This is a genomic window from Lysobacter terrae (assembly GCF_054782215.1).
Window position 1 is genome coordinate 127,984 of sequence record NZ_BAAGSX010000010.1, and the last position, 23,428, is coordinate 151,411.

Genomic DNA, 23,428 nt, shown 5'->3' on the forward strand with positions numbered 1-23,428 from the left:
CTAAAGGCAGGGATGCCGTCCGGAGGGGCGGAGCACCCCCATCGCATCGGGTAGCGCGTCCCAACGAAACCGACGCTTTACGCACCCCATCGGGCAGCGCGTCCCAACGAAACCGACGCTTTACGCACCCCATCGGGCAGCGTGTCCCACCGAAGCCGACGCTTTACGCACCCCATCGGGCAGCGCGTCCCACCGAAGCCGACACCCGATTGACCTAAACCGGCGCCCGCGAGACGCTTCGGGCTTCGCCGGAGGGACGTCAATGCATCGCTTTTCCTGGATCGTGTGGCTAGCGCTGACCGTGGTCGCGGTCGCGAGCCTGGGTACGCTGGCCCTGCACCGGGGCGAGACCATCAGTGCGATGTGGTTGGTCGCCGCAGCGATTTCCGTGTTCGCTATCGCCTACCGCTTCTACGGACGCTACATCGCCCGCTCGGCGCTGGGGATCGACCCGACGCGCGCCACCCCGGCCTGGCGGCGCAACGACGGACTCGATTACGTCCCGACCGATCGCAGCGTCCTCTTCGGCCACCACTTCGCCGCGATCGCGGGCGCGGGGCCGCTGGTGGGGCCGGTGCTCGCGGCGCAGATGGGTTATCTGCCCGGCACGCTGTGGATTCTTGCCGGCGTCGTTTTCGCAGGTGCGGTGCAGGACATGCTCGTCCTGTTCTTCTCGACGCGACGCGACGGCCGCTCGCTGGGCGAAATGATCCGCGCCGAGATGGGCAGCGCCGCCGGCCTCACCGCGATGGTCGGCATCCTCTTCATCATGGTCATCCTGCTGGCAGTGCTGGCGCTGGTCGTGGTGAAGGCTCTCGCGCAGAGTCCGTGGGGCACGTTCACCGTGGCGATGACCATTCCCATCGCCGTGTTGATGGGCCTGTACCTGCGCTTCTTCCGGCCGGGCCGAATCCTCGAAGTGTCGATCGTCGGCCTGGCGCTGCTGCTGCTCACGATCTGGGTTGGCGGCAAGGTCGCGGCCGATCCGCAGTGGTCGTCGCTGTTCCGTCTGCAGGCGACCACGCTCGCATGGCTGCTGATCGGCTACGGCTTCGTCGCGTCGGTGCTGCCGGTGTGGCTGCTGCTGGCGCCGCGCGATTACCTGAGCACCTTCCTCAAGATCGGCACGGTGCTGCTGCTAGCCATCGCGATCTTCGTCGCGATGCCGGACCTGCAGATGCCGGCGGTCTCGCGCTTCATCGACGGCACCGGACCGGTGTTCGCCGGAAAACTATTCCCCTTCCTCTTCATCACCATCGCCTGCGGCGCCGTCTCCGGATTCCACGCGTTGATCAGCTCCGGTACGACGCCGAAGATGCTCGCCAGCGAAGCCCACCTCCAGCCGATCGGTTACGGCGGCATGCTGATGGAAGCCTTCGTCGCGGTGATGGCGCTGGTCGCTGCGTGCGTGCTGCAGCCGGGCGTCTACTTCGCGATGAACGCCCCCGCGTCGCTGATCGGATCGACGGTCGATTCGGCGGCCGCGGCCATTTCCAACTGGGGCTTCGTGATCACGCCCGACGTGCTGGCCGCGACCGCGAAGGACATCGGCGAGGAAACCCTGCTGTCGCGTACCGGCGGCGCGCCCTCGCTCGCGGTGGGCATGGCGCAGATCCTGCACGGCATCGCCGGCGGCGGCGGGATGATGGCGTTCTGGTACCACTACGCGATCCTGTTCGAGGCGTTGTTCATCCTCACCACTCTGGATGCGGGAACGCGCGTGGCCCGCTTCATGATCCAGGATCTGCTCGGCATGGCGCATCCGACCCTGGCGCAGACCGAAAACTGGTTCGCCAACGTGCTATGCACCGCTCTCGCGGTGGCGGGCTGGGGTTGGTTTCTCTATCAGGGCGTCGTCGACCCGCTCGGCGGCATCAACACCTTGTGGCCGCTGTTCGGCATCGCCAACCAGATGCTGGCCGGTATCGCGCTGGTCTTCTGCTGCGTGGTGATGGTGAAGATGAAGCGCGAGAAGTATTTGTGGATCCCGCTGCTGCCGACGGCGTGGCTGCTGCTGTGCACGCTCACCGCCAGCGCGCAGAAGATCTTCCACGACGATCCGAAGATCGGCTTCCTGGCCAGCGCGCGCAAGTTCAGCGATGCGATCGCGCGCGGCGAAGTCGTGGCCCCGGCGAAATCGATCGAGGAGATGCAGCGGCTGGTGTTCAACTACCACGTCGACACGGTGCTGTGCGCCTTGTTCATCGTGGTGGTGCTGTCGACGGTGTTTTTCGGTACCCGCGCCGCCCTGGCGGCGCGACGCGCGCATATGCCGACGACCCGCGAAAGCGAATACGTGGCGATCGACAGCGTCGCGACGAGGCCGGCGTCGTGAGCGCCGGCATGACATCGCTGCTGCGCGACATTTGGGCCAATGCCGCGCAGGCGGCGCGGCTGGCGATCGGCATTCCAGATTACGACGCGTATGTCGCCCATATGCGCGAGCGACATCCGCAGCACGCGCCGATGGATCGCGAAACCTTTTTCCGCGAGCGCATGTCCGCCCGCTATGGCAAGGGGCGTTCGCGCTGCTGCTGAGGGCCGCTGAGATGCTGCGAGGCTAGCGGACGTTGTCCCAGCCGTTGCGCTTGCGGCGGTCCTTGCCGCTGCGGCGGTCGTTCTTGTCCAGCTCGAAGCGAATCATCTCGCGCCGGTCATGGCCTTGCCGCCGTTCGCCGCTCTTGCGGCGTTCCGGCCCCCGGTACGGCTCCGGCGGTTTGCGGAAATCGTCCGTCATCGTGGTCCCCTGCGATGGTCCCCGGCGCGAGCATACGCCCAAAGACCTGGCCGGAATCAAGGGGGTCAGACCGAACCTATCCGCCTGGTCCGGAGGTCCAAAGAAAAAGGGCGGAGTCGTCGACCCCGCCCTTTCCTGACCGCTTCAGGTTCTTATTGCCCGATGTGCTGCTTCAGCCAGGCATTGACCGTGTCGTGCCACTGCACGGAGTTCTGCGGCTTGAGCACCCAATGGTTTTCGTCGGGGAAGTAGAGGAACTTCGATTCGACACCCTTGCGCTGCAAGGCGCTGAACAACGCGATGCCCTGCTCCGCCGGAATGCGGAAGTCCTGCTGCCCATGGATCACCAACATCGGCACGCGGAACTGGTCGACGTGATTGGCCGGATTGAACTTCTGGTAGCCCTGCGGATTCTGGAACGGCGTGCCGCCGTTTTCCCATTCGCTGAACCACAGCTCTTCGGTCGCATAACCCATGGCCTGGTTCTCGAACACGCCGTCATGGCTCACCAGGCACTTCCACGGCGCGTTCCAGTTGCCGGCGATCCAGTTGACCATGAAGCCGCCGTAGCTGGCACCCAGCGCGCAGGCCTTGTCGCCGTCGAGGAAGGCGAACTGCTTCTGTGCCGCGGCCCAGCCCTTCTGCAGGTCTTCCAGCGGGCGATCGCCCCAGTGCTGGCTGATCGCGTCGGTGAACTTCTGGCCGTAACCGGTGGAACCGTGGAAGTCGATCATCACGACCGCATAGCCCTGGCCGGCGTAGGTCTGCGGGTTCCAGCGGTAGCTCCAGCCGTTGCCGAAGCTGCCCTGCGGGCCACCATGGATCAGGAACGCGACCGGATACTTCTTGCCCTCCTGGTAATTCCACGGCTTGACCACGTAGCCGTGCACGACTTCGTTGTTCCAGCCGGCGAACTTGAATTGCTCGAAGTCGCCGAAGCGCACGTCGGGGAGCATTTCACCCGCGCTCGGGGTGATCGCGCGCTGCGGCGCCTTTCCGTCGGGGCTGGTAACGAACACCTGGTCGCCGCTCTTGAGCGAGCCGCGCGTGAAAGCGAGCGTCGGCCCGGCCAACGCGAACGCCGACACCGAGCCCTGCGGCCCGGACACGTTGGTCACTTCACCGTTCGCGATCGAGACCGAGAACAACGGATCCTGGCCGAGTTCCTGCGCCGTGGTGTAGATGTGCTTGCCGTCGGCCGAGAGCGTGATGCCATTGGCCGAAGCATCCCAGCGCGACGCGATCTCGCGCGCCTTGCCGGAAGCCAGATCCATCACCATCAGCGCGAAGCGGTCGGCTTCGAAACCGGGACGCTTCATCGCGCGGTAGTAGAGCGTCTTGCCGTCGGCACTGAACACCGGCGTCGTGTCCCAGGCCGGGTTCGCCGCGGTGAGGTTCTTCGCCGCGCCGCTGCCGTCGGCGTTGACCAGGTACAGATCGAAGTTGGTCGACCACGGCTCTTCGTGGTCGGCCTTGCGCGCGCTGAGCACGAGCTGTTTGCCGTCGGGCGACCACTGGTATTCGCTCTCATCGCCGAAAGGCTTGGAGGGCACATCGCCGATTACGTCGGCGCCGATCAGCGTCGCGGTCTTCGGCATCGTCTTGTCAGCGCCCATGTCGGCGACGAAGACGCGATTCAGGCGGCCGTCGTTCCAGGTATCCCAGTGGCGAATGAACATGCGGTCGAAGAGCACGCCGGTGTTCTTCTGTTTGCCGCGCTCGTCCATCCGCTTCGGGCTGCAGGTCAGATCGTTGCCGCAATCGACGAAGGCGTCGGTGCTGAAGGCGAGGCGCTTGCCGTCCGGCGAGAACTTGTAGCTGCCGAGGTCGCCGGGAAAATCAGTGAGGCGAACCGGATCGCCGCCGCGCAGCGGAATCGAGTACAGCTGCATCGAGCCCGACTTCGCGCTGAGGAAATACACGCTGGCGCCGTCGCGGGAGAAGCTGGGCGAATTGACGTTCCAGCCTTCGGGCGTCAGGCGCTTGGGCGGCGCGGCATCGCGCGCGAACAGGTCCTCGATCCACAGCGAAGTCGCCGACTTGTTGGCGGCGAAATCGACGACGCGCTTGGCGAATACCAGCTGGCGGCCATTGGGTGAGAGCGAGGGCGCAGACACGCGATCCAGCGTGGCGAGGTCGCGCACCTCGAAGCCGCGCGGGGCGGCGGCCGCATCGAACGAAGGCAGGGCCGCCGCGAGGAGTAGCGGCAGGACAGCGTGGCGCAGGGTCATCGGGACTCCGGACGAACTAACGAAGGTCCCGATGGTAGGCGCCGGGCCCTGTCTGCCGCAAAGGCCGGCAGTCACAGGGCCGGAGCCGCAAAGTCAGCGGATGCTTTTGCTCGTCATCCCCGCGAAGGCGGGGCTTGTCTGCTTTAGAAGCTGCCGGCTTCGGCGGGACGCGCTACCCGCCGGGATGGGGGTGGCTGCGACCCTCCGGACGGCAGTCCTGCCTTTAGTCGGGCCGCGGACCATCCATGGTCCGCTCTCCGCCACCCCCATCCCGGCGGGCAGCGCTAAGCGCGAGCGTGACGGTCGCCGCTTCGGCCCATGCGCGTCTTCTTCTCCCCGCGTGCGGGGAGAAGATGCCCGAAGGGCAGATGAGGGGAGGCGAGCGCAGCTCGCTGCCTGCTTCTTCGTAGATGCGCCAGCGATGTGTGGGAGGGCAGGCGGTGCCGGTGCGCTCTGCGTGACTGTCGGCGGCATGGATGCAGCCGACAAGCCTCCATGGACGGATTCACGGCGTGTCACGCAGAGCGCACCGGCGCCGCCTGCCCCGCGGGGATGCATGCACGACGCTTACGCGTTCAGGGATTGCGGCGCGCCATCCCCTCGACCCAGCGGTACAGGGCGAATACCGCGGCGACGAAGGCAATGCCGCCGATCCACTTGGCCGGCCCGGCGAAGTCGTCGCCGACAATGGCCAGCGGGAAGACGTTGAAGGCAACGATGGCGGCGATCGCCACGCCCACCAGGCCCTCGCCGACGATCAAGCCAGAGGCGAGCAGGACGCCGAGCTGCTTGGCCGACTCCGGATTGGCGCTGCGCTCCGCGCGCTTGTCGTAGATCCAGCCGACGATCGAACCGACCACCACCATCAGCGTCGCCGACGTCGGCAGATAGATGCCCAGGCCGACGGCCAGCGGCGACAGGTGCGCGCCCTTGGTCGTACGGCGCAGCACCTCGTCGAGAACGATCAAAACGACGCCGATGCCGGCGCCGATCAAGATCAGGCTCCAATCGATGTTCCTCTCGATCACGCCCTGCGCGAGCGCCGAGATCAGGCCCGCCTGCGGCGCGGCCAACGCGACCTTGGGATCGACGCCCGGCGCACCCGTGAAGCCATAGGCCTTGTTCACGATGTCCAGGATCACCGGAATGATCGCCGCACCGGCGATCACACCGATGACCAGCGCCCACTGCTGCTTCGACGGCGTCGCATCGACCAGCTGGCCGGTCTTGAGATCCTGCAGATTGTTGTTGGCGATCGCAGCGACCGTGAACACCACCGCAGTGACCAGCAGAGCAAAGGCGACCAAGCCCTTCTCATGGCCCGGCTCGAGCAGCGGCTTGATGCCGAACACGAGCAGCAGCGCGGCGCCGATGACGACCAGGATGCCGATGCCGGAGAGCGGGCTGTTGGAGGAGCCGATCAGGCCCGCCATGTAACCGCACACCGTGGAAACCAGGAAGCTCATCACCACGATGTAGATCAGGCCGCCGATCACCAGCGACGACATGTGCGCGCCCAGCCCCGTTTCGTTGCCGAAGTGCACCAGCAGGAAGGCCAGCGGAATGAAGCACGCCACCATCACCATGCCGACGACACCGATCGGGATGTCGTGCTCCGTGCGCGGCAGCGACGCCATGTTGCCCGCCGCACGCACCTTCGCCGCGGCCATGGCCGAAGCGAGCCCACTGATCACCGGCTTCACCAGCTTGCTCAGCGTCCAGACCGCGGCAACGCCGATCGTGCCGGCACCCACGAAGCGCACCTGCTGGCTCCAGGTCTGCTGGGCGAAATCGGCCGCGGCGCCGCTTGCCGCGCCGCCCGCCGCCATCAATTCGGAGAAGTGCGGAACACCCCAGCCCCAACCGATCACCGCGCCCAGCAACATCGCGATGCCGACCCAAAGGCCGACGAGATGGCCGACCGCGAACAGCGCCATCGATAACGCGAAATCGAAACCGGTGACGCCGCCGCGATCGCCGACACGGAAATAACTGGCCACGTCGCTGGCGAACACGCGCGTAGCCACGACCACCGCGAACACGCCGGCGACGATCGCGCCCCAGATCACCGCGAGCAGGCCCGCACGGCTTTCCTCGGCGCCGTGCGCCGTGCCTTCCGCGCCCGGGCTGCCGACCTTCAGCACCTCGGCACAAGCCACGCCTTCCGGATACGGCAGCTCGGAATTGGTCACCAGCGCGCGGCGCAAGGGGATCGAATACATCACGCCGAGGATGCCGCCGAGCGCGCAGATCGCGAACGACACCCAATAGGGGAAGCCCGTCCACCAACCGATGATGATCAGGCCCGGCAGCACGAAGATCACCGACGACAGCGTGCCCGCGGCCGAGGCCACGGTCTGCACGATGTTGTTCTCCTGCACCGTCGAATTGCGGAAGTTGCGCAGCAAGGCCATCGAGATGACGGCGGCCGGGATCGAGGTGGCGAAGGTCAGGCCGGCCTTCAGGCCGAAGAACACGTTCGCCGCGGTGAAGGCCACGGTGATGAGCACGCCGAGGATCAGGCCTCGAAGAGTCAGCTCGGTGCGCGGCGTTGCCAGGGAGTCGGGTTGGCTCACGGGTGGAAGGTCCCCAAGGATGGTCGGGCGAGTATCGCAGAGCGCCCCCGAGAATGGCGGTTACGGGGACTCCGAACGCGCCGCAGCGCGTGTCTGCGGTAACCGATGTGACAGTGACGCCTGCCCACTGGCGCCGCATGCCCGCGGATCGCTCTGGCGCGTGGCTATACTCGCGCCGATCTGCGCTGGAGGCGCGTCCAGCATCGGGGGTTTCGCTTGTCAGTCCTTTCCACCGCCGTCGCCGGCCGCCCGGCCGCTGCCGCCTCGGACGACTTCCTGGGCCACCCCAAGGGCGTCTACGTCTGCTTCTTCACCGAGATGTGGGAGCGCTTTTCCTTCTACGGGATGAAGGCCTTGCTGCTGCTGTATTTGCTGCAGCACCACAAATTCGGCGACCGCGCCGGCCTCGACGTGTTGGGCGCCTACGGTGGGCTGGTGTATTGCGTGCCGGTGATCGGCGGGCTGCTCGCCGACCGCTTCCTGGGCATGCGCAAGGCGGTGATCTTCGGCGGGCTGCTGCTGGTGGCCGGTCATGCCGGCATGGCGTTTTTCGAAGGTCATCCGGCCACCCTGGTCAATGGCGTGGTTGTGCGCGACGAAGCCGCGCTGCCCTTCTTTTATCTCTCGCTGGCGCTAATCATCATGGGCGTGGGCTTTCTCAAGCCCAACGTGTCGACGATAGTCGGGCAGTTGTACGAAGAGAACGACCCGCGCCGCGACTCCGGCTTCTCGCTCTTCGTTGCCGGCATCAATCTCGGCGCGCTCTTCGCATCGATCGTATGCGGCTATCTCGGACAGACGCTGGGCTGGCGCTACGGTTTCGGCGCAGCCGGCATCGGCATGCTGCTGGGCCTGATGCAGTTCATCTGGGGCCGCAAGTACCTGCGCTACGTCGGCGAACCGCCGGCGCCGCTGCCCCGCTCGCATGAATGGACCATCTATGCGGCCGGCGTCCTGGGCCTGCTGCCGGTGGCGTGGCTGATGCAAGCGGTGACGACGATCCAGCTCGGCGCAGACGTCGTGCGCTGGACCTACTGGATCGTGGTGATGGCGCTGGCCGGCATCCTTTGGTCGATGTGGCATTCCTGGCGCAGGAACGATGCGGTGGCGAATGCGTCGCTGCGTAGTCATGCACCGTCGCTGGCGGCCTTCGCCTTGCTCGGCCTGGCGGTGATCTGGCTGTCCAACCGCTACGGCGTGCTGGCCTTCTTCATCGAGGAATCCACGCTCGCGCTGATCCTGATGTCGGTGGTGTTCCTGGCCGTCGGCTTCTGGTACGTCGGCTTCGTGACCCGCGGCTGCACGAAGGTTGAAGCGCAGCGCATGGGCGCGATGATGGTGCTGATCTTCGCCGCGCTGGTGTTCTACACCTTGTACGAACAAACGTACGGATCGTGGGTGACCTTCACCGACCGCCTGCTGACCAAGGACGTGGCGCCCTCGCTGGTGCAGGCGCAGCCCACGATGCAGTGGAGCGCCAGTGGCTGGCGCAACCTGCAGCTGTTCCTGGCCTCCGCGCCGTGGTCCACGTATTCGATGCTGCTCGGGCCGGTGTCGTTCGTGATCGCCGCTTCGGTATCGGATCGCAATCCCGCCTCATCGCTGCCCCGGTTGCTTTTCGGCACCACGGTGATCGCCATGCTGGTGGCGCTGCTGCGCGATGCGGTGGTGCTGCCGCAGACTGCGGGTTCGCTCACCTACCTGGGCGCACTGTTCATCGTGCTGCTGGCGCCGCTATTCGCGGTGATCTGGGCCTGGCTCGACAAGCGCGGCTTGGATCCGTCGAAACCGACCAAATCCGCGCTGGGTCTGTTCTTCGGCGGCCTGAGCTTCCTGCCGCTGGTATGGGCCGCGCAACAAGCCGGTGCCACCGGGGAAATGGCCAGCGTGTGGTGGCTGGTGCTGGCCTATCTGCTGCTGGAAGTGGGCGAAATGTGCCTGTATCCGGTCGGACTCGCGGCGGTGACGCAGTTGTCGGTGCCGCGCGTGATGAGCCTGATGATGGGAACCTGGTTCCTGGCTACCGCGTTCTCGGAAACGCTGGCGGCACTGTTCGGAAAGCTCGCGGCGATCGATGTGCCGGAAGGGGAAACCATGAACATGGTCGAAGCAGCTTCCAAGTATGCAGACCTCTTCACCTTCCTGATGTGGCTGGGCATCGGCTGCGCGGTGGTCGCTCTGCTCGCCTCGCCGCTGCTGCGGCGGATGATGCACGACATTCGCTGATCCGAACGCTGAGCGCTTCGCGAAGACTTCCGTCGCTGAGCATCCCGCAAAGAAAAACGGCGCCTTTCGGCGCCGTTTCTTTGAGCGTGTGCGGAATCAGCTGCCGCCGGCGACTTTCTTCGCGCCGATATGGCGGTCGAAGAAGTTGAGCATCTCCGTGTACAGCTTCAGATTGTTCTCTTCCTTGTAGAACCCGTGCATCTCGCCGGACTGGATGATCATGCCCTCCGGCTTGTTGCCTGCCTCGACCAACGCCTTGTACATGCGCTCGGTGTTCTCCGGCGGACAGCGCGGATCGCGGGCGCCCGCAGCCAGATAGATCGGAATCTTCACCTGGTCGGCGTGATTCACCGGCATCACGCGGTCGCGTTCGGCCTTGGTGTCGCCCAGTGCGCGCTTGAGGTAGCGAATTCCGCTCTCGCGCTTGCTCGTGTCGCTGAGGGTCATCTGCACATCGGCGTCGTAGGCGCCGACGTAACCGAACGCGCACTTGAACAGCCCCTGGTCGCGCGTCGGCGCCATCAGCGAGGCGTAGCCGCCGAAGCTGCCGCCGTAGATGCACACGCGGTCCTTGTCGGCATATCCCTGTGCGATCGTCCACTTCGTGGCATCGATGATGTCGTTCATGATGCCGTCGGCCCATTGGCCGTAGGCCATGTCCTGGAACGCCTTGCCGAAGCCGCCCGAGCCGCGATAGTTGACCTGCATGACCAGATAGCCGCGACTGGCGAACATCTGGGTTTCCCAATTGAATCCCCAGTCGTCGCGCGGTCCCATCGGACCGCCATGGACGTTGACGATCAACGGCAGGTTCTTACCGTCCGAGCCGTTGGGAATGGTCAGGTAGCCATGGATCTTCAGGCCATCGCGGGTGGTGACAGCGAAGGGCTTGACGGTGGCCATCTGCTTGGCATCGAGCCATTGGCGGCCCTGCATCAAGAAGCGCGCCTTGCCGGTATCGCGATCGTACAGATACAGCTCACCCGGGTTGCGGTCGCTGCGCACGGACACGACGATCTTCTTGCCATCGCGGGTCGCGCTCGAGAAATCCACCATCTGGCCGGGGAACGCCGACGCCAGCGATGCGTAGATTTCGGCGTCTGGATGGTTCTCCTCGATGAGCTTGACGTGCGGCGCACCGGCCTCCGTCACCACGCCGAGGATCGTATCGCCGTCCGTGGACATGATGTAACCGGCGGGCTCCGAAACGGGATCGCTGAAGAGCTCCTTGAACTGCCCTGTAGCAGTGTCGATGACGCCGAGGGCTTCCGGTGCCTTGCCATCGCTCTGCGTGGCGTAGACGCGGCCGTCGCCCGACGTGCCGATGACCGATAGGCGCTTGCCGGAAACCTTGGAGCTGTTCACCAACGTCCACTTGCCGTCGTCGCCGCGGCGGTAGAGCTCGTTCTGCGAATCGAACTTGCCCTCCGCATCTTCGTCGTCCAAGCAGATCGCAAAACGCGGAGCCTTCGCGGCATCCAGCGCGATCTCGCAATTCTCGCGCGGCGCGCGCGCCAACGATTTCCTGCGACCGCTGAGCGTATCGAACAGCACGATCTCAGTGCCGGCGCCTTCGCTCGAATGCGGGTAGTTCACCGACATGATCACGTTGGCGTCGTCGTCGCGCAGCGTGTCCAGCAGCGAGAAGCTTTCGTTGCCGACCTGCTTGCTCTTCTGGGTCGCATCACGCTGGCCGTAGAACACCAGCGGGCGCGGCTGGCTGCCGTCGGCGTTGACGCCGTACCACTCGCCGGTGCCGAACGGCCTGGCGAAGCGGCCGAACTTCTTGACCGAATTGAACACCAGCCGTTGCGGACTGACCCAGTAGAAGTTGCCGACGCTCTTTTCTTCAGGCAGCGCGTTGACCTTGACCACGCTCAGGTCTTTGGTTCGCAGCACGGTCAGCACGTCCTGCTCGCCGCGATCGACGGTCATCGCCAGATACTCGCCGTCCGGCGAAATCTTCACGCCGCTGTAGGTCGGATGCTTGACGAAGTCCTGGATGGTGGGCGTTGCCGCCGTCCCCACGGCGGGCAACATCAGGGCCAGCATGGCCCCGTACAACTTACTCATTGGCTCAATCCCCTGGTGATGTGTTTGATTTGGCCCAGGCCGAAGCGTAACGCACCGTCGCTCGGGGATCACGGCTTGCCGCAATAGAAACGGCACCCTACGGTGCCGTTTCCTCAAACATGACTACCTTTACTTACCGGTCGTACTCGCCGCTGCGGTGGTGGCCGCCGTGGCTCCGCCCAGATGCTTGCCGAGGAATGTCAGCAGGCGCGCGTAGAACTCACGACGGTGCGCTTCGACATAGAAACCGTGCCCCTCGTCGTCGTAATAGAGGGTCTCCACCGGCGTGCCCGTCTTGCGCAGGGCCGCCTCCATCATTTTCGAATGCTCGATGGGCGCGATCTTGTCCTCGCCACCGGCCGCAAGGAAAACCGGAATCTTGATGCGATCGGCGAGACGGTTCGGGGAAACGGCGCCTAGGTCTTCGCGCTTGCCGACCCAATCCTTGGACCAATTGCCCAGGCGGGCACTGTCGCGATTGGTATCGGTTTGCATCTTGGGCAAGTCGTACACACCGACATACCCTACCGCGCACCTGTACAGCGTCGGCTCCTTGGCCGCACCCATGAGTGCGGCGTAAGCCCCGTAGCTTGCGCCATACATACAAATGCGGTTGCGATCGGCAATGCCCTGCTCGATGGCCCATCGCGTGGCGTCGGTCAGGTCGTCCTGCATCGTGCCGCCCCATTGCTGGGCGCCGGCCTGCTCGAATGATCGCCCATAACCGCTGGATCCTCGATAGTTGAGCTGCAAGACTGCATAGCCCGCCTGGGCCAGCATCTGTCCCTCCGGGTCGAAGCCCCATACGTCACGAATGCCGTACGGACCGCCATGCGGAAGCACGATCAAGGGCAAACCCTTGCCGCTGCTGCCCTTGGGAAGGGTCAGATAGCCATGCAGGTCCAGTCCATCCCTCGCTTTCAGCTGGATGGGCTGCATCATGTGCTGCTGTTCTGGATCGAACCAGTCGCTCCGCGCAAGGATGTGCGATGCCTTCTTAGCGACAGTATCGAATAGGTAGAAGTCGCCAGGATTGCGATCGTTGTAAGTCTGAACCAGGGCGATGCGACCGTCAGCCGTCCGCGACGTGATGACCACTGCCTCACCCGCGAAGGCGGCTTCCAGACTGTGATACAGGCGCGCGTCTGCGGACTGCTCGTCGATGAAGCCGGTGCGCAACTTACCGTCATTGAAGAAGAAGCCTACAGGCGTACGCGTGCCGTTCTGGTAGATCACGCCAGAAGGATCTGTATCGTCGTCGCGCAACACCACCTTGCGCTCCCGCGTAGCAAGGGTCAGGGCCACGATCGCGTCAGGCCCATCTGCCTGTTCGCTCCGCAGGTACGCGATCATATTGTCGGCGGAGAAACCCACCGGATAATCGAAGCGCCCATTGGTCTCGACGCTGAGCAGCTCCCATTGCGCCCCGTCACCTGCACGATAGTAGAGTTTTCGCACGTTGTCGCTGGCGAAGCCCCAAGCGAACCGCACGACGCCCTGGTTGTCAGTGCCGAATGAAGCATTGCGTACCGGGGCCGACGTGACCTTGTTGCGACGGCCGGAATAAATATCAAGCAGCTCCGCGCTCGAGTACGGATCGGACGACCCATAGGGTTGTATGGATACGAGCACCGACTTGCCATCGGTAGGTGGAGCATCGATCGCGAATGCGTAGATGGAATCGTTCCCCTTCTTCGGCTTGACGAGCGTGCCCGGCCCGCCATCGTCGACCTGATAACCGACCAGCAACTCGGCCTTTCCGCCATTGGCGTTGATCGCATACAGCTCGCCCGTCCATTGCGGTTCCGCCAACATGCCGAACTTTTCGGCTGTGCCAAGTATCAAGCGGTCCGGCTTCGCCCAATCGAAATAGGCGACATGCGTGTTCTTGGGGAGAACGAACTTGGTGGAGAGCTTATTTGTGCCGCGCTCGAATACGACCAGGATGGTTCGGTCATCGAGCGGCACTGAGGCCGCGTAGTACTCGCCGCCTGGTGAGATCTTGATATCCCCGAACTTGTCCTTGCGCGCGTACGCATCGACATCCACGCCCGCTGCTTTGGCATCCGTCGTCAGCACACCCACCAAAAGAGCGAAGCTCAGCATCAGTTGCTTCATGCTTGTTTTCCCGGCCCGGGAAGGTGCTGCCTTGTGCTTCATGTGTCCTCCCTTCAAGTCCTTATGGATCGACGTGGCGACTTTATATTCCCGGGCATGCGGCGCCCGCCAGCAGTCGGCAACAAGGAATTGCCAACGCTGCAACGGGCGGTGATACCGGGTCGAGCTACCCCTAAGTAATGCTCGACAGCGCTGGTCGCCATGTCTGGCGCGAGATTAGCATCCTGCCGCAGAAACGGAACGCGCGCTCAAGCAGAATGCGCCAACGTCACCTTCAGGGCCTCGTCCCAAGCGGGAAGCGACAGGCCATACTCGGCACAGAGCAAGGACGTATCCAGCACAGAATAGGCCGGGCGGCGCGCGCGCGTCGGATATTCGGCGGTGGTGATCGGAACGACGCGCGGAGCGCGACTGATCAGGGCCGCGGCGCTGGCTTCGGCGAATATCGCCTCGGCAAAACCGTGCCAGCTCGTTTCTCCGCCGCAGACCAGATGGCGGATGCCCGATTCGACGATGCCTTGTTGCAGTACGCGCGCCGTGACGTCCGCGATCAGCCATGCGGGCGTGGGGCTGCCGCGCTGGTCCGCCACGACCCGCAATTCGTCGCGTTCGCCGCCGATCCGGAGCATGGTGCGGAGGAAATTGTTGCCGCGCGTCGCATAGACCCAGGCCGTCCGCAGGATCAGGTGCGCTGCGCCGCTGGCCTGGATGCCCTGCTCGCCGGCGAGCTTGCTGGCACCGTAAACGCCCAGTGGTGCCGTCGGCTGGTCCTCGCGATAGGGTTCATGGCCGCTGCCGTCGAAGACGTAGTCGGTGGAGTAATGGACCAGTTGCGCACCACTTGCGGCGCACAGTCGCGCCAGTTCTGTGGGTGCTTCAGAGTTGGCTCGAAAGGCTAGCTCGGGTTCGTCTTCCGCGCGATCGACAGCGGTGTGCGCCGTCGCATTCACCACGACGTCGGGGGCTACGCGATCGAAGAGTGCCGCGAACGTCGCCGGCTGATAGATGTCCAATGCTTCGCAGCGGCCGCCATCCGGCAGTTCGCCGCTGCGAGTGGTGACGATCAACTCGCCCAGCGGCGCCAGGCTGCGTTGCAGTTCGTATCCGACTTGGCCATTGCCGCCAAGCAGCAGAATTTTCATGCACTCAGACCCGATAGACCGGCAAACGCTCCGGGGCGACGTCGGCCAGCAACGGGGCGCGGGCGTCCTTCTCCGACAGCTGAGGATCGGAGACCGGCCAGTCGATCGCCAGCGACGGATCATCCCAGCGGACGCTGGCATCGGCCTTGGCATCGTAGGTGGCGGTGCACAGATAAGTGAACATGGCGCGTTCGCTCAGCACCACGAAGCCGTGGGCGAAGCCTTCCGGAATCCAGAAATGCCGCTTGTTCTCCGCACTGAGCACGACCGCCGTCCACTTCCCGAATGTCGGCGAACCGCGGCGGATGTCGACCGCGACATCCCACACTTCGCCCTCGACGACGGACACGTACTTGCCCTGCGGATTCGGCCACTGATAGTGCAGGCCACGCAGAACGCCGCGACTGGAAGACGACACGTTGCCCTGGACGAACTTCAGTTCCAGGCCGTGCGCGGCCAGCTTGTCGCTGTTGAACGACTCGAAGAAGAAACCGCGCGTATCGCCGAACACCTGCGGCTCGATGACGACGCAACCGGGAAGATCCGTCTCGATGATCTTCATTCGACGTGTCCGTGTTCCAGCAGGCTCAGCAGGTATTGGCCGTATCCGTTCTTGGCCAGCGGCCGCGCCAGGTCGGCGAGCTGCGCTGCGTCGATCCAACGGTTGAAGTAGGCGATTTCTTCCGGGCAGCAGACGCGCAGACCCTGACGCTTTTCGATGGTTTCCACGTACATGGACGCCTCGACGAGGGACTCGTGCGTGCCGGTGTCGAGCCACGCGAACCCGCGCCCCATCCGCTCCAGCTGCAGCGAGCCGTCGTCGAGGTAGCAGCGGTTCAGATCGGTGATTTCCAGCTCGCCGCGTGCGGATGGCTTCAAGCCTGAAGCGAAGTCGCTGGCGCGGCCGTCGTAGAAATACAGGCCGGTGACCGCGTAGTTGGACTTGGGCTTGGCCGGCTTCTCTTCGAGATCCACGACCTTGCCGCTGGCATCGAACTCCGCGACGCCGTAGCGTTCCGGATCCTTGACCCAGTAGCCGAAGACCGTGGCGCCATGATCGCGGCCCGCCGCGTTGCGCAGCAGTTCGGTCAGGCCGTGGCCGTAGAAGATGTTGTCGCCCAGTACCAGGCAACTGGGATCGCCGTTCACGAAATCGCGGCCGATCAGGTAGGCCTGTGCCAGTCCTTCCGGCTTGGGCTGCGCGGCATATTCGATCCTCATGCCCCACTGCGAACCGTCGCCCAGCAGGTTCTTGAACAGCATCTGCTCGTGCGGGGTATTGATGATGAGCACTTCGCGGATGCCCGCCAGCATCAGCACGCTGAGCGGGTAATAGATCATGGGCTTGTCGAACACCGGCAACAGCTGCTTGCTGATCGCCTGCGTGATCGGATACAGCCGCGTGCCGGAACCGCCGGCGAGAATGATGCCTTTGCGCTGGGTCATGAAATCACTTCGTTGGATTGTGCACGTCGTGTACGAGCGGCATTACGCCGCAGCGCCGATGCGTTCGAGGCGGTAGCTGCCATCGAGAACGCGCTGCACCCAGGGCTGGTTGCCGAGGTACCAGTGAACCGTGCGGGCAATGCCCTCTTCGAAGGTGACCGTGGGCGCCCAACCGAGCTCGCTCTTCAGCTTGGACGCATCGATCGCGTAACGGCGATCGTGCCCCGGGCGGTCCTTTACGTAAGTGATGAGCGACTCGCGCGCACGACCGTCCGCCAGCGGCTGGTGCTGATCGAGCAGTGCACAGATCGTCTTCACCACGACGATGTTGGGGCGTTCGGCATCACCGCCGACGTTGTAGGTTTCGCCGATACGGCCCGTCTCGAGCACTCGGCGAATCGCGGCGCAATGATCGCCGACGAATAGCCAGTCGCGCACGTTCATTCCGTCGCCGTAGACGGGCAAGGCCTCGCCCACCAGCGCCTTGGCGATGATCAGCGGGATGAGCTTTTCCGGAAACTGGTACGGCCCGTAATTGTTGGAGCAGTTGGTCGTCAGGACCGGCAGGCCGTAGGTGTGATGGAACGCCCGCACCAGGTGGTCCGAGGCCGCCTTGGAGGCCGAATAAGGCGAGTTCGGCGCATACGGCGTGGTTTCGGTGAATTTGCCGGTTTCGCCCAGCGTGCCGTAGACCTCGTCGGTGGACACGTGCAGGAAGCGGAAGGCATCGCGCGCGTCGGCATCGATCGACTTCCAGTAGTCGCGCGTCTTTTCCAGCAGATTCAGCGTTCCCACGACATTCGTCTGCACGAACGCGGCAGGCCCATCGATCGAACGATCGACGTGGCTCTCGGCGGCGAAGTTGATCACGGCGTCGGGTCGATGTTCGCGCAGCAGCCGCTCGATCAGCGATGCGTCACCGATGTCGCCCTGGACGAAGACGTGATCCGGATGGCCGTCGAGCGAGGCCAGCGTGTCGCGGTTGCCCGCATAGGTGAGCAGGTCCAGATTGACCACGCGCACGCCACTGTTGACGGCCTCCAGAACGAAATTGCCACCAATGAATCCGGCACCGCCGGTTACTAGCCAAGTTGCCACGCCAAAACGTCCTTCTATTTGCAGATCATCCAACTATCGTGGCCGCGAGGCCGCGGCAACGAAATTGCAAGGGTGTTACCAGTGAAATCGGAATGCTTGATCCGAGCGACAGCGCTCAGAACGGAATATCGTCGTCCGCGAAGTCGGCACCAAAATCGCTGGCCTTGGCCGGTGCCTGCTCGCGACGCGGCGCACCGCCCTGCGGCTGGGAGGGACGCGAAGGACGGGATTCGCCGCCGCCGGACTCACGGCGCGGGGCGCCGCCCTCGGCGCGGCCACCGAGCATCTGCATTTCGTCGGCAATGATGTCGGTGCTGTAGCGCTCGACGCCGTCCTGGCCGGTGTACTTGTCGTAACGGATCGAGCCTTCCACGTAGACCTGGCTGCCCTTACGCAGGTATTCGCCGGCGATCTCGCCGAGCTTGCCGAAGAAGGTCACGCGATGCCACTCGGTGCGTTCCTGGGTGTTGCCGTCGCGGTCCTTGCGGACGCTGGTGGTGGCCAGGCTGGCCTTGGTGACGGCCATGCCGCCCTGGGTGTACTTGGTTTCGGGGTCGTTGCCCAGGTTGCCCACCAGGATGACCTTGTTGATGCCACGTGCCATGGAGTTCGCGTTCCTGTGATTCGTAATAAATAAATGTCAACCGGCGGACGGGGACGGCAACCGCGGCCGTCAGCCGGTGCCGGCCCCTAGGCGGAGCAGAGATCCACTAGCCAGCGCTCCTGGCTATATTACCAAGTTGGTAACTTGACCCGGTCCGGGCGGCGGGCCAAGAGGCAGTTTCTGAGCTTTTGGTAGGACTTGCCCGCTTTTTCGGGGAATCCTTGGGGGTAATGGCCGCCACGGGCGTTTTGGAGCCCCCGCGGGCCGCTGCGGCGGGGGCAGCTCGAGGCGGGAGGGTCTCCCGGCCCCGCCTGGCAATGGACGAACTCGGCTTTCAGGCCGACATCATTTCGACCATGTCGCACATCATCTGCTGCTTCTTGGCGCTCAGCCGTCGCAACAGCGCGAGCATCCGGGTCTCGGTGTCGGTCTGCGCGAATTCCTTGAGGTCGCCGACCGGCTCGACCGGCTGATCCTCGAGCTGGCAGGGGCCGCGCCCGGTCGCCAGCCATTCAAATTGAACGCCGGTGGCGACCGCGATGCGGGATAGATGCCCCGTACTGGGCATGATATTCGCTCGACTTTCCCACTGCGCCACGGCGCTGCGGGTCACGCCGACCTGCAGCGCCAACTCGCTTTGCGACAGATGAGCCAGTGCACGTGCTCGGCGTATCCGGTTGGCCATCGTGAACACCGTCACCTCCTTATTGATTCAGTCAGGGCAGCAGACGCAACCGCTGCGCCTCGAATACGGCAGCCGTCCGCGAGCCGACACCCAGCTTGCGGTACAGCGACTTGATGTAGCCCTCGACCGTCAGCCGCGACAGCGCGATCAGTTGGGCGATGTCGCGATTGCTGAATCCACGAGCCAGCAACCGAAGCACCTGCAGTTCGCGCGCCGATAGCCGCACGTCTTCGCACTTGGCACCGGGACCCGCCGGCTTCTGCAGCAACGACAAGATCGAGCGCACGACACTGGGGTCGACCGGCGTGCCGCCGCGCTGAATACTTCTGATCGCCAGGATTAGCTCAACGTCCTCGCGCTGCTTCAGGACGTAGCCACTGGCTCCAGCATGCAGAGTGGCCATGGCGATATCGCCGCGATCGTGCGAGGCGATCGCCAGGACCGGCATCTGCTGGTGATTCCGGCGCATGCGCGCGACCAGCTCCAGGCCATCGGCAACATCGACATCGATCACGGCCATTGCATAAGCCAGACAATTCATGGCCTCGCAGGCCTCGGAGAAATTGGACACTGCCGTCATATGCGCGTCCTCTTCTGCCGAGCCGACAATTCGCAACAGGCGCTCACTCGTTGTCGTGTCGCCGGTCACCACCAGTGTCGGCGAGAGCCGATACCGCCACGGCGGCTCCCCATACCGAGCGCCAAACAACTCCCTCACCACCGGCCAGCGCTGGGAACCTTCCGGCAAGACGCTGTCAGAAGCGGAGCCATCACAACGCTGCAGGAGAGAAACAACTCTTGTCGGCATACCCGCGCCATCGGTTTTCGCACGATCGCAGGGTAGGTCGTCCCAAATTTCGGAGGTATTGGCAAAAGTCTTAGCTTTGCGATCATTGCGGCGTGCAGCAATCACCTGCTGCAAGCTCAGGTTGGCAGCCAAACAGGACATCAGCGCCCTGCCGAAGCATCCGCGCCTGACGGGCGCACGGAACGAGGAACCAAGGTCACTTTGACGCGCGCTGCGCGGTCGCGCCCGCGGAAATCGCTTGCCGAAATCGTTTGCGCGCCGATGTCTACGTCCGCCAATTCCGGCACGTTGGCGGCGATGCGCTCGGCAAGCCATTGCGCGCGCCGCAAACGCAGCTCCCTGTTGAGCCAAGGCGAGCCAGGCTCATCCGTGTAGCCATAGGTGTGCACGACAACGCCGATACCCTGAGCGCCGGCAAGTTGCGCCAGGGTCTTGATCTCCGATTCCAGCGACCCTTCGGAATCCACCGGGCTTTGGCTGCCTTCGCCGAATTCGAGGCGATGTTCCTCTATACGCCGAATCTGCTTTTCCAGTTGCGCGCGACCCGGGTATGTCAACGCGCCGGCGTTCAAACGCACCCCGCCCGGGATCGGCTGCACCGACGTCTTCACCGCGTACCACTTGATAAATGGAAGCGCCCCGGTCAACCGAACCTCTCCGGAGGCGTCCGCATCGATCTGAATGTCGTCCGGCAGTGTCAGCGCCTTGCGTACCCGATTCGCCACCGCTAGCGGGCCGGAGGAAATATGGGAATACAACTGCCAATGCATGGTGAGCTCGGGATGCGCGAGCACGATTCGCTGCTGCGGTTGCTCAGCGGTCGGGTCGAAGAGCGCTCGTATGGAAAGCTCGTGGAATCCGCTGCTCTTCACGTCCAGAACGACGACGCCGGGCACCTCAGCGAGTTCTGCTTCCACCTGCCGGGCCTCGCGCCAGCCCAGGTACTTGACCGACCCGATGATCAGCACTGCGCCCAGCACGATCGACAGCATCACCCACAAGGCACGGGACGGCTTCTGCGACAGAGCATCGGATGCCAGCCGATTCAGATCAGCCAACAGGTCATGGGTGAGGATGGTTCCGCGTGCCTCTCGCTCCCCGTCCGCCAGCTGCGCACCGTGCTGTGCATGAAGCGATTCGATCAGCTCATCCAGCCGCGTTTTCAGTGCCTCGGGCGGAACCCCCTGCACAAAGGCCACGACCAGCGCCACCGGTCCTGGGCTGACGAGGAGGCGATACTCGCCCACGGAAGCGCTATCCAGTCCGCCCGTCGCTGCCTCCACCGCCATGGAGTCGTGCACGAACTGCTCGATGGCCGTCAACATGCCCGCCACAGCGTCCACGTCGATGGCCGTTTGCGTTTCCGCGGACACGTGATCGATCAGCAGGCCGCTGTGGGCGCAGATCAAGAACAGATGGTCGACGTGATATCGAAGGCGATGGCGCAGGGCGATTTGGGCGTAAGGCACGCCGGTACGCCAGGCCTGCACGCGCCAACTCAGCGCCTTCAGCGTGAAGGCATCCTGCAGTGCTCGGTCCAGATCCTGAGCCAGACCGCGCAGGGACTCCTGCAAGGCCCGACGAATCGAAGGACCGATGATCGGAAAGACCGCGTCCACGACCGCTTGCGGTCGTTTGCGTACTGCGCGCTCCAGGGAGTCCGCCGTGGATTCCGCCAAGGCGTTGGTGAGACGGCCATGTCCACCGTCTGCATTCTCGCGCTCAAGCCCGTCGGCCAGCGCCGACGGCAGGTCCGACACCGTGTGGGCCAGCCGGCCGAGCTGTGCCTCGAGACTCTCTAGCCGTTGACGTTCGCTACCCCACAGCAGGTCGCGAACGCGATCGAACTCTCCGCTCATGGCTCAAGCCTTAGTCGGCGCCCGGTAGCTCCAGCGGTCCGCGAAGCCGCAAAGAGAGCTCTCCCATTAGGTCGGCCAGATCGTCACGGCCCACCTTTTCCTGGCGCAGCCTGTCGCGATCGTCGCTCGTCGAAGCGCGAATATCTTGCAGCGACGCCGCCAGTTCGGTTTGCCATTGGATGAGGGCGTCGCGCGATTGGAGTTCGAACCGGGCGAGGTCAGCGGCTACTTGCACGACACCGGCGTTGATCTCATCCCTTTGCGTGCGCATCGCCTGACCCATCCGCGCATCGAGGTCATCGATTGCTGCCGTTCTCGCACTGGACTCCTGTCTGCCCTGCGTCGACAGGCGCTCGGAGAGACCATCGAGCCGGGATTCCAGGCCAGCCACCCGTCGGTCGAACTCGCGCTCCAGCCGGGCAAGCTCTTGGGAGAGCCGGTCGCCTAGTTCCTGGAAGCGACGATCGTAGTCACGCGCCAATCCACCGAACAGCAGGTCGCGCACCTGCTCCATCTTGCGATCGCCGGCGACGATCGGCGCCGTTTCGACTGGGGTTTCGCTCGCTTTTGCTACCTGCTTTCTGGCGTTCATTGCGTTGTTCCAAATCCTGGTTGCGCTGCAATCGCTTTCAATCTCGTAATCTCCAGTTCCATGTGGACGATGGAATCGAGCAATGCGGTTCGCCCTCGTGCCATGGATTGGGCCATCACAGGATCAATGACAGGCGCGGCCTTGACTTGGAGGATGGCGCCCAGCTGCCGCGCTGCCTCGCGCTCCCCCACCAGATAGCAGGCCATCGCCATCTCATAAGCCACTTCCCGTACCTGCTCCACGTTTCCGTCTCGCAGAGCGGCGTCCAAGCGCAGGAGATTGTCGCTGGCAGCCTGCCGGTACGGCTCGATGACGCGCAATACTCGCGCCACATCGCCGCCCAACAGATCAAGCAACTCGGCAATCGGACCTTTCCGATCTTCCATCCGACGCTCCGCTTCATCGCTGCCCTCGTCGTCCGTGATTGCCACGCATGCGATCCTATAGCCCATACCAGTTCATCGTATTCGCGTGCCCCTTCCGGGCGACATTGGGAAAAGTCCTAGGACGGCCCTAAATACTTACTGCTAGAAAATGGACACGCAGAACGCCCTGATCGATGACGACAAGCTCGGCCCGTCGATGATCAGCGGTAATGAACCAGCGATATCCCGGAAACGTAAATCCCTTCAGCTCGACGCTTGCCTTCCCATATTCCTGGACGAAGTCGGCCATGGTGCTCTGCGTGACATACAACTGCCGCGCTCGCCTGTTCTGGCTGCACACGGCGAATACGATGTTGTCGACGACTTCCACATCTGCTGCGGACAAGCCCTCGGGATAGTGCGACTCGACTTCGATCATCCTGAACCTTGGCAATTTGCCAGAACGCTCCTGAGACGCAGCGGTTTTTCCCGTCATTGCCCGACGGATTCATGCGTGGACTTGACTGTAGGCGGCACCGGCGCATCTGCGAACAAGTGGTAGAGCTCGTCGTCGCACACACCATTGAAAAGCCGGCTCAGGCCGACATAGATCCGATGATCGATCAGCCCCCATTCGAGCAACGCGGCGAGATATCCCACCCAAAGATGCGTCACTTCCAAAGTCTGGCCGCTATGGCGGAGGTGATTGATGATCCGGCATCGGAGCTCGTCCTCTCCTGGAATCTCCACCGCGCCGCCCTGGGTCGCCGGGGAAAGAAGCCGCTGCGCTTGCATTGCCGATTCTCCACTCCGCGATCCTGACTCACGATTGCATCAACGCCCGCTGATTGCTTGCTAGTTTTTGGAA

At 64.0% G+C, this 23,428-nt stretch carries 20 protein-coding genes; 3 read left to right on the plus strand and 17 right to left on the minus strand.

The annotated features are described in order from the left end of the window. Positions 1–262: 262 nt before the first annotated feature. Both ACYVJ8_RS15545 and ACYVJ8_RS15550 read left to right on the plus strand, forming a co-directional pair. Complete coding sequence (locus ACYVJ8_RS15545) at positions 263–2,335, plus strand: carbon starvation CstA family protein (protein WP_460714048.1); 2,073 nt, start codon at positions 263–265, stop codon at positions 2,333–2,335. An 8-nt stretch (positions 2,336–2,343) separates the two neighbouring features. Continuing rightward, entirely contained in the window at positions 2,344–2,538 is a 195-nt protein-coding gene (locus ACYVJ8_RS15550) for a YbdD/YjiX family protein (protein WP_460714050.1), read from the plus strand. A gap of 22 nt (positions 2,539–2,560) precedes the next feature. Here the strand turns inward: ACYVJ8_RS15550 and ACYVJ8_RS15555 are convergent, their stop codons facing one another. The 3 genes from ACYVJ8_RS15555 to ACYVJ8_RS15565 form a co-directional block, all read right to left on the minus strand. Continuing rightward, positions 2,561–2,737 carry a hypothetical protein gene (locus ACYVJ8_RS15555; protein WP_460714052.1) on the minus strand — a complete coding sequence of 59 codons (177 nt, stop codon included), beginning with the start codon at positions 2,735–2,737 and terminating at the stop codon, positions 2,561–2,563. A 152-nt stretch (positions 2,738–2,889) separates the two neighbouring features. Next, positions 2,890–4,968, minus strand: a complete 2,079-nt coding sequence (locus ACYVJ8_RS15560) for a S9 family peptidase (protein ID WP_460714054.1) — start codon at positions 4,966–4,968, stop codon at positions 2,890–2,892. Positions 4,969–5,543: 575 nt separating this feature from the next. Continuing rightward, positions 5,544–7,544 carry an OPT family oligopeptide transporter gene (locus tag ACYVJ8_RS15565; RefSeq protein WP_460714056.1) on the minus strand — a complete coding sequence of 667 codons (2,001 nt, stop codon included), beginning with the start codon at positions 7,542–7,544 and terminating at the stop codon, positions 5,544–5,546. Positions 7,545–7,760: 216 nt separating this feature from the next. Between ACYVJ8_RS15565 and ACYVJ8_RS15570 the strand changes: the two genes are divergently transcribed. Then, a complete protein-coding gene (locus ACYVJ8_RS15570; protein WP_460714058.1) occupies positions 7,761–9,770 on the plus strand; it encodes a peptide MFS transporter in 2,010 nt (669 codons plus the stop codon). A 96-nt stretch (positions 9,771–9,866) separates the two neighbouring features. Here the strand turns inward: ACYVJ8_RS15570 and ACYVJ8_RS15575 are convergent, their stop codons facing one another. From ACYVJ8_RS15575 to ACYVJ8_RS15640, 14 genes are all read right to left on the minus strand, one after another. After that, on the minus strand, positions 9,867–11,843 hold the full coding sequence (locus tag ACYVJ8_RS15575) for an alpha/beta hydrolase family protein (RefSeq protein WP_460714060.1): 1,977 nt from the start codon (positions 11,841–11,843) through the stop codon (positions 9,867–9,869). A 129-nt stretch (positions 11,844–11,972) separates the two neighbouring features. Beyond that, complete coding sequence (locus tag ACYVJ8_RS15580) at positions 11,973–13,961, minus strand: alpha/beta hydrolase family protein (RefSeq protein ID WP_460714418.1); 1,989 nt, start codon at positions 13,959–13,961, stop codon at positions 11,973–11,975. A 248-nt stretch (positions 13,962–14,209) separates the two neighbouring features. Beyond that, complete coding sequence (gene rfbD, locus ACYVJ8_RS15585; RefSeq protein ID WP_460714061.1) at positions 14,210–15,103, minus strand: dTDP-4-dehydrorhamnose reductase; 894 nt, start codon at positions 15,101–15,103, stop codon at positions 14,210–14,212. Between the two features lie 4 nt (positions 15,104–15,107). Then, positions 15,108–15,665 carry a dTDP-4-dehydrorhamnose 3,5-epimerase gene (rfbC, locus tag ACYVJ8_RS15590; protein ID WP_460714063.1) on the minus strand — a complete coding sequence of 186 codons (558 nt, stop codon included), beginning with the start codon at positions 15,663–15,665 and terminating at the stop codon, positions 15,108–15,110. Then, positions 15,662–16,549 carry a glucose-1-phosphate thymidylyltransferase RfbA gene (rfbA, locus tag ACYVJ8_RS15595; RefSeq protein WP_460714065.1) on the minus strand — a complete coding sequence of 296 codons (888 nt, stop codon included), beginning with the start codon at positions 16,547–16,549 and terminating at the stop codon, positions 15,662–15,664. The genes rfbC and rfbA overlap by 4 nt, the downstream gene beginning before the upstream one ends. A gap of 42 nt (positions 16,550–16,591) precedes the next feature. Continuing rightward, a complete protein-coding gene (rfbB, locus tag ACYVJ8_RS15600) occupies positions 16,592–17,647 on the minus strand; it encodes a dTDP-glucose 4,6-dehydratase (RefSeq protein ID WP_460714067.1) in 1,056 nt (351 codons plus the stop codon). A 115-nt stretch (positions 17,648–17,762) separates the two neighbouring features. After that, positions 17,763–18,251: a single-stranded DNA-binding protein gene (ssb, locus tag ACYVJ8_RS15605; protein ID WP_460714069.1), complete on the minus strand. Its 489-nt coding sequence runs from the start codon at positions 18,249–18,251 to the stop codon at positions 17,763–17,765. A gap of 334 nt (positions 18,252–18,585) precedes the next feature. Next, positions 18,586–18,936: a helix-turn-helix transcriptional regulator gene (locus ACYVJ8_RS15610; protein ID WP_460714420.1), complete on the minus strand. Its 351-nt coding sequence runs from the start codon at positions 18,934–18,936 to the stop codon at positions 18,586–18,588. A 31-nt stretch (positions 18,937–18,967) separates the two neighbouring features. Beyond that, positions 18,968–19,876, minus strand: coding sequence for a LuxR C-terminal-related transcriptional regulator (locus tag ACYVJ8_RS15615; RefSeq protein WP_460714071.1), 909 nt, complete (start codon positions 19,874–19,876; stop codon positions 18,968–18,970). 8 nt (positions 19,877–19,884) lie between these two features. Next, positions 19,885–21,603 carry a hypothetical protein gene (locus ACYVJ8_RS15620; RefSeq protein WP_460714073.1) on the minus strand — a complete coding sequence of 573 codons (1,719 nt, stop codon included), beginning with the start codon at positions 21,601–21,603 and terminating at the stop codon, positions 19,885–19,887. Between the two features lie 10 nt (positions 21,604–21,613). Further along, positions 21,614–22,195 carry a hypothetical protein gene (locus tag ACYVJ8_RS15625; protein ID WP_460714075.1) on the minus strand — a complete coding sequence of 194 codons (582 nt, stop codon included), beginning with the start codon at positions 22,193–22,195 and terminating at the stop codon, positions 21,614–21,616. Continuing rightward, entirely contained in the window at positions 22,192–22,626 is a 435-nt protein-coding gene (locus ACYVJ8_RS15630; RefSeq protein WP_460714077.1) for a hypothetical protein, read from the minus strand. Before ACYVJ8_RS15630 ends, ACYVJ8_RS15625 begins: the two co-directional genes overlap by 4 nt. Before the next feature lie 82 nt (positions 22,627–22,708). Beyond that, positions 22,709–22,999: a hypothetical protein gene (locus ACYVJ8_RS15635; protein ID WP_460714079.1), complete on the minus strand. Its 291-nt coding sequence runs from the start codon at positions 22,997–22,999 to the stop codon at positions 22,709–22,711. A gap of 53 nt (positions 23,000–23,052) precedes the next feature. Beyond that, entirely contained in the window at positions 23,053–23,355 is a 303-nt protein-coding gene (locus tag ACYVJ8_RS15640; protein ID WP_460714081.1) for a hypothetical protein, read from the minus strand. Positions 23,356–23,428 lie beyond the last annotated feature (73 nt).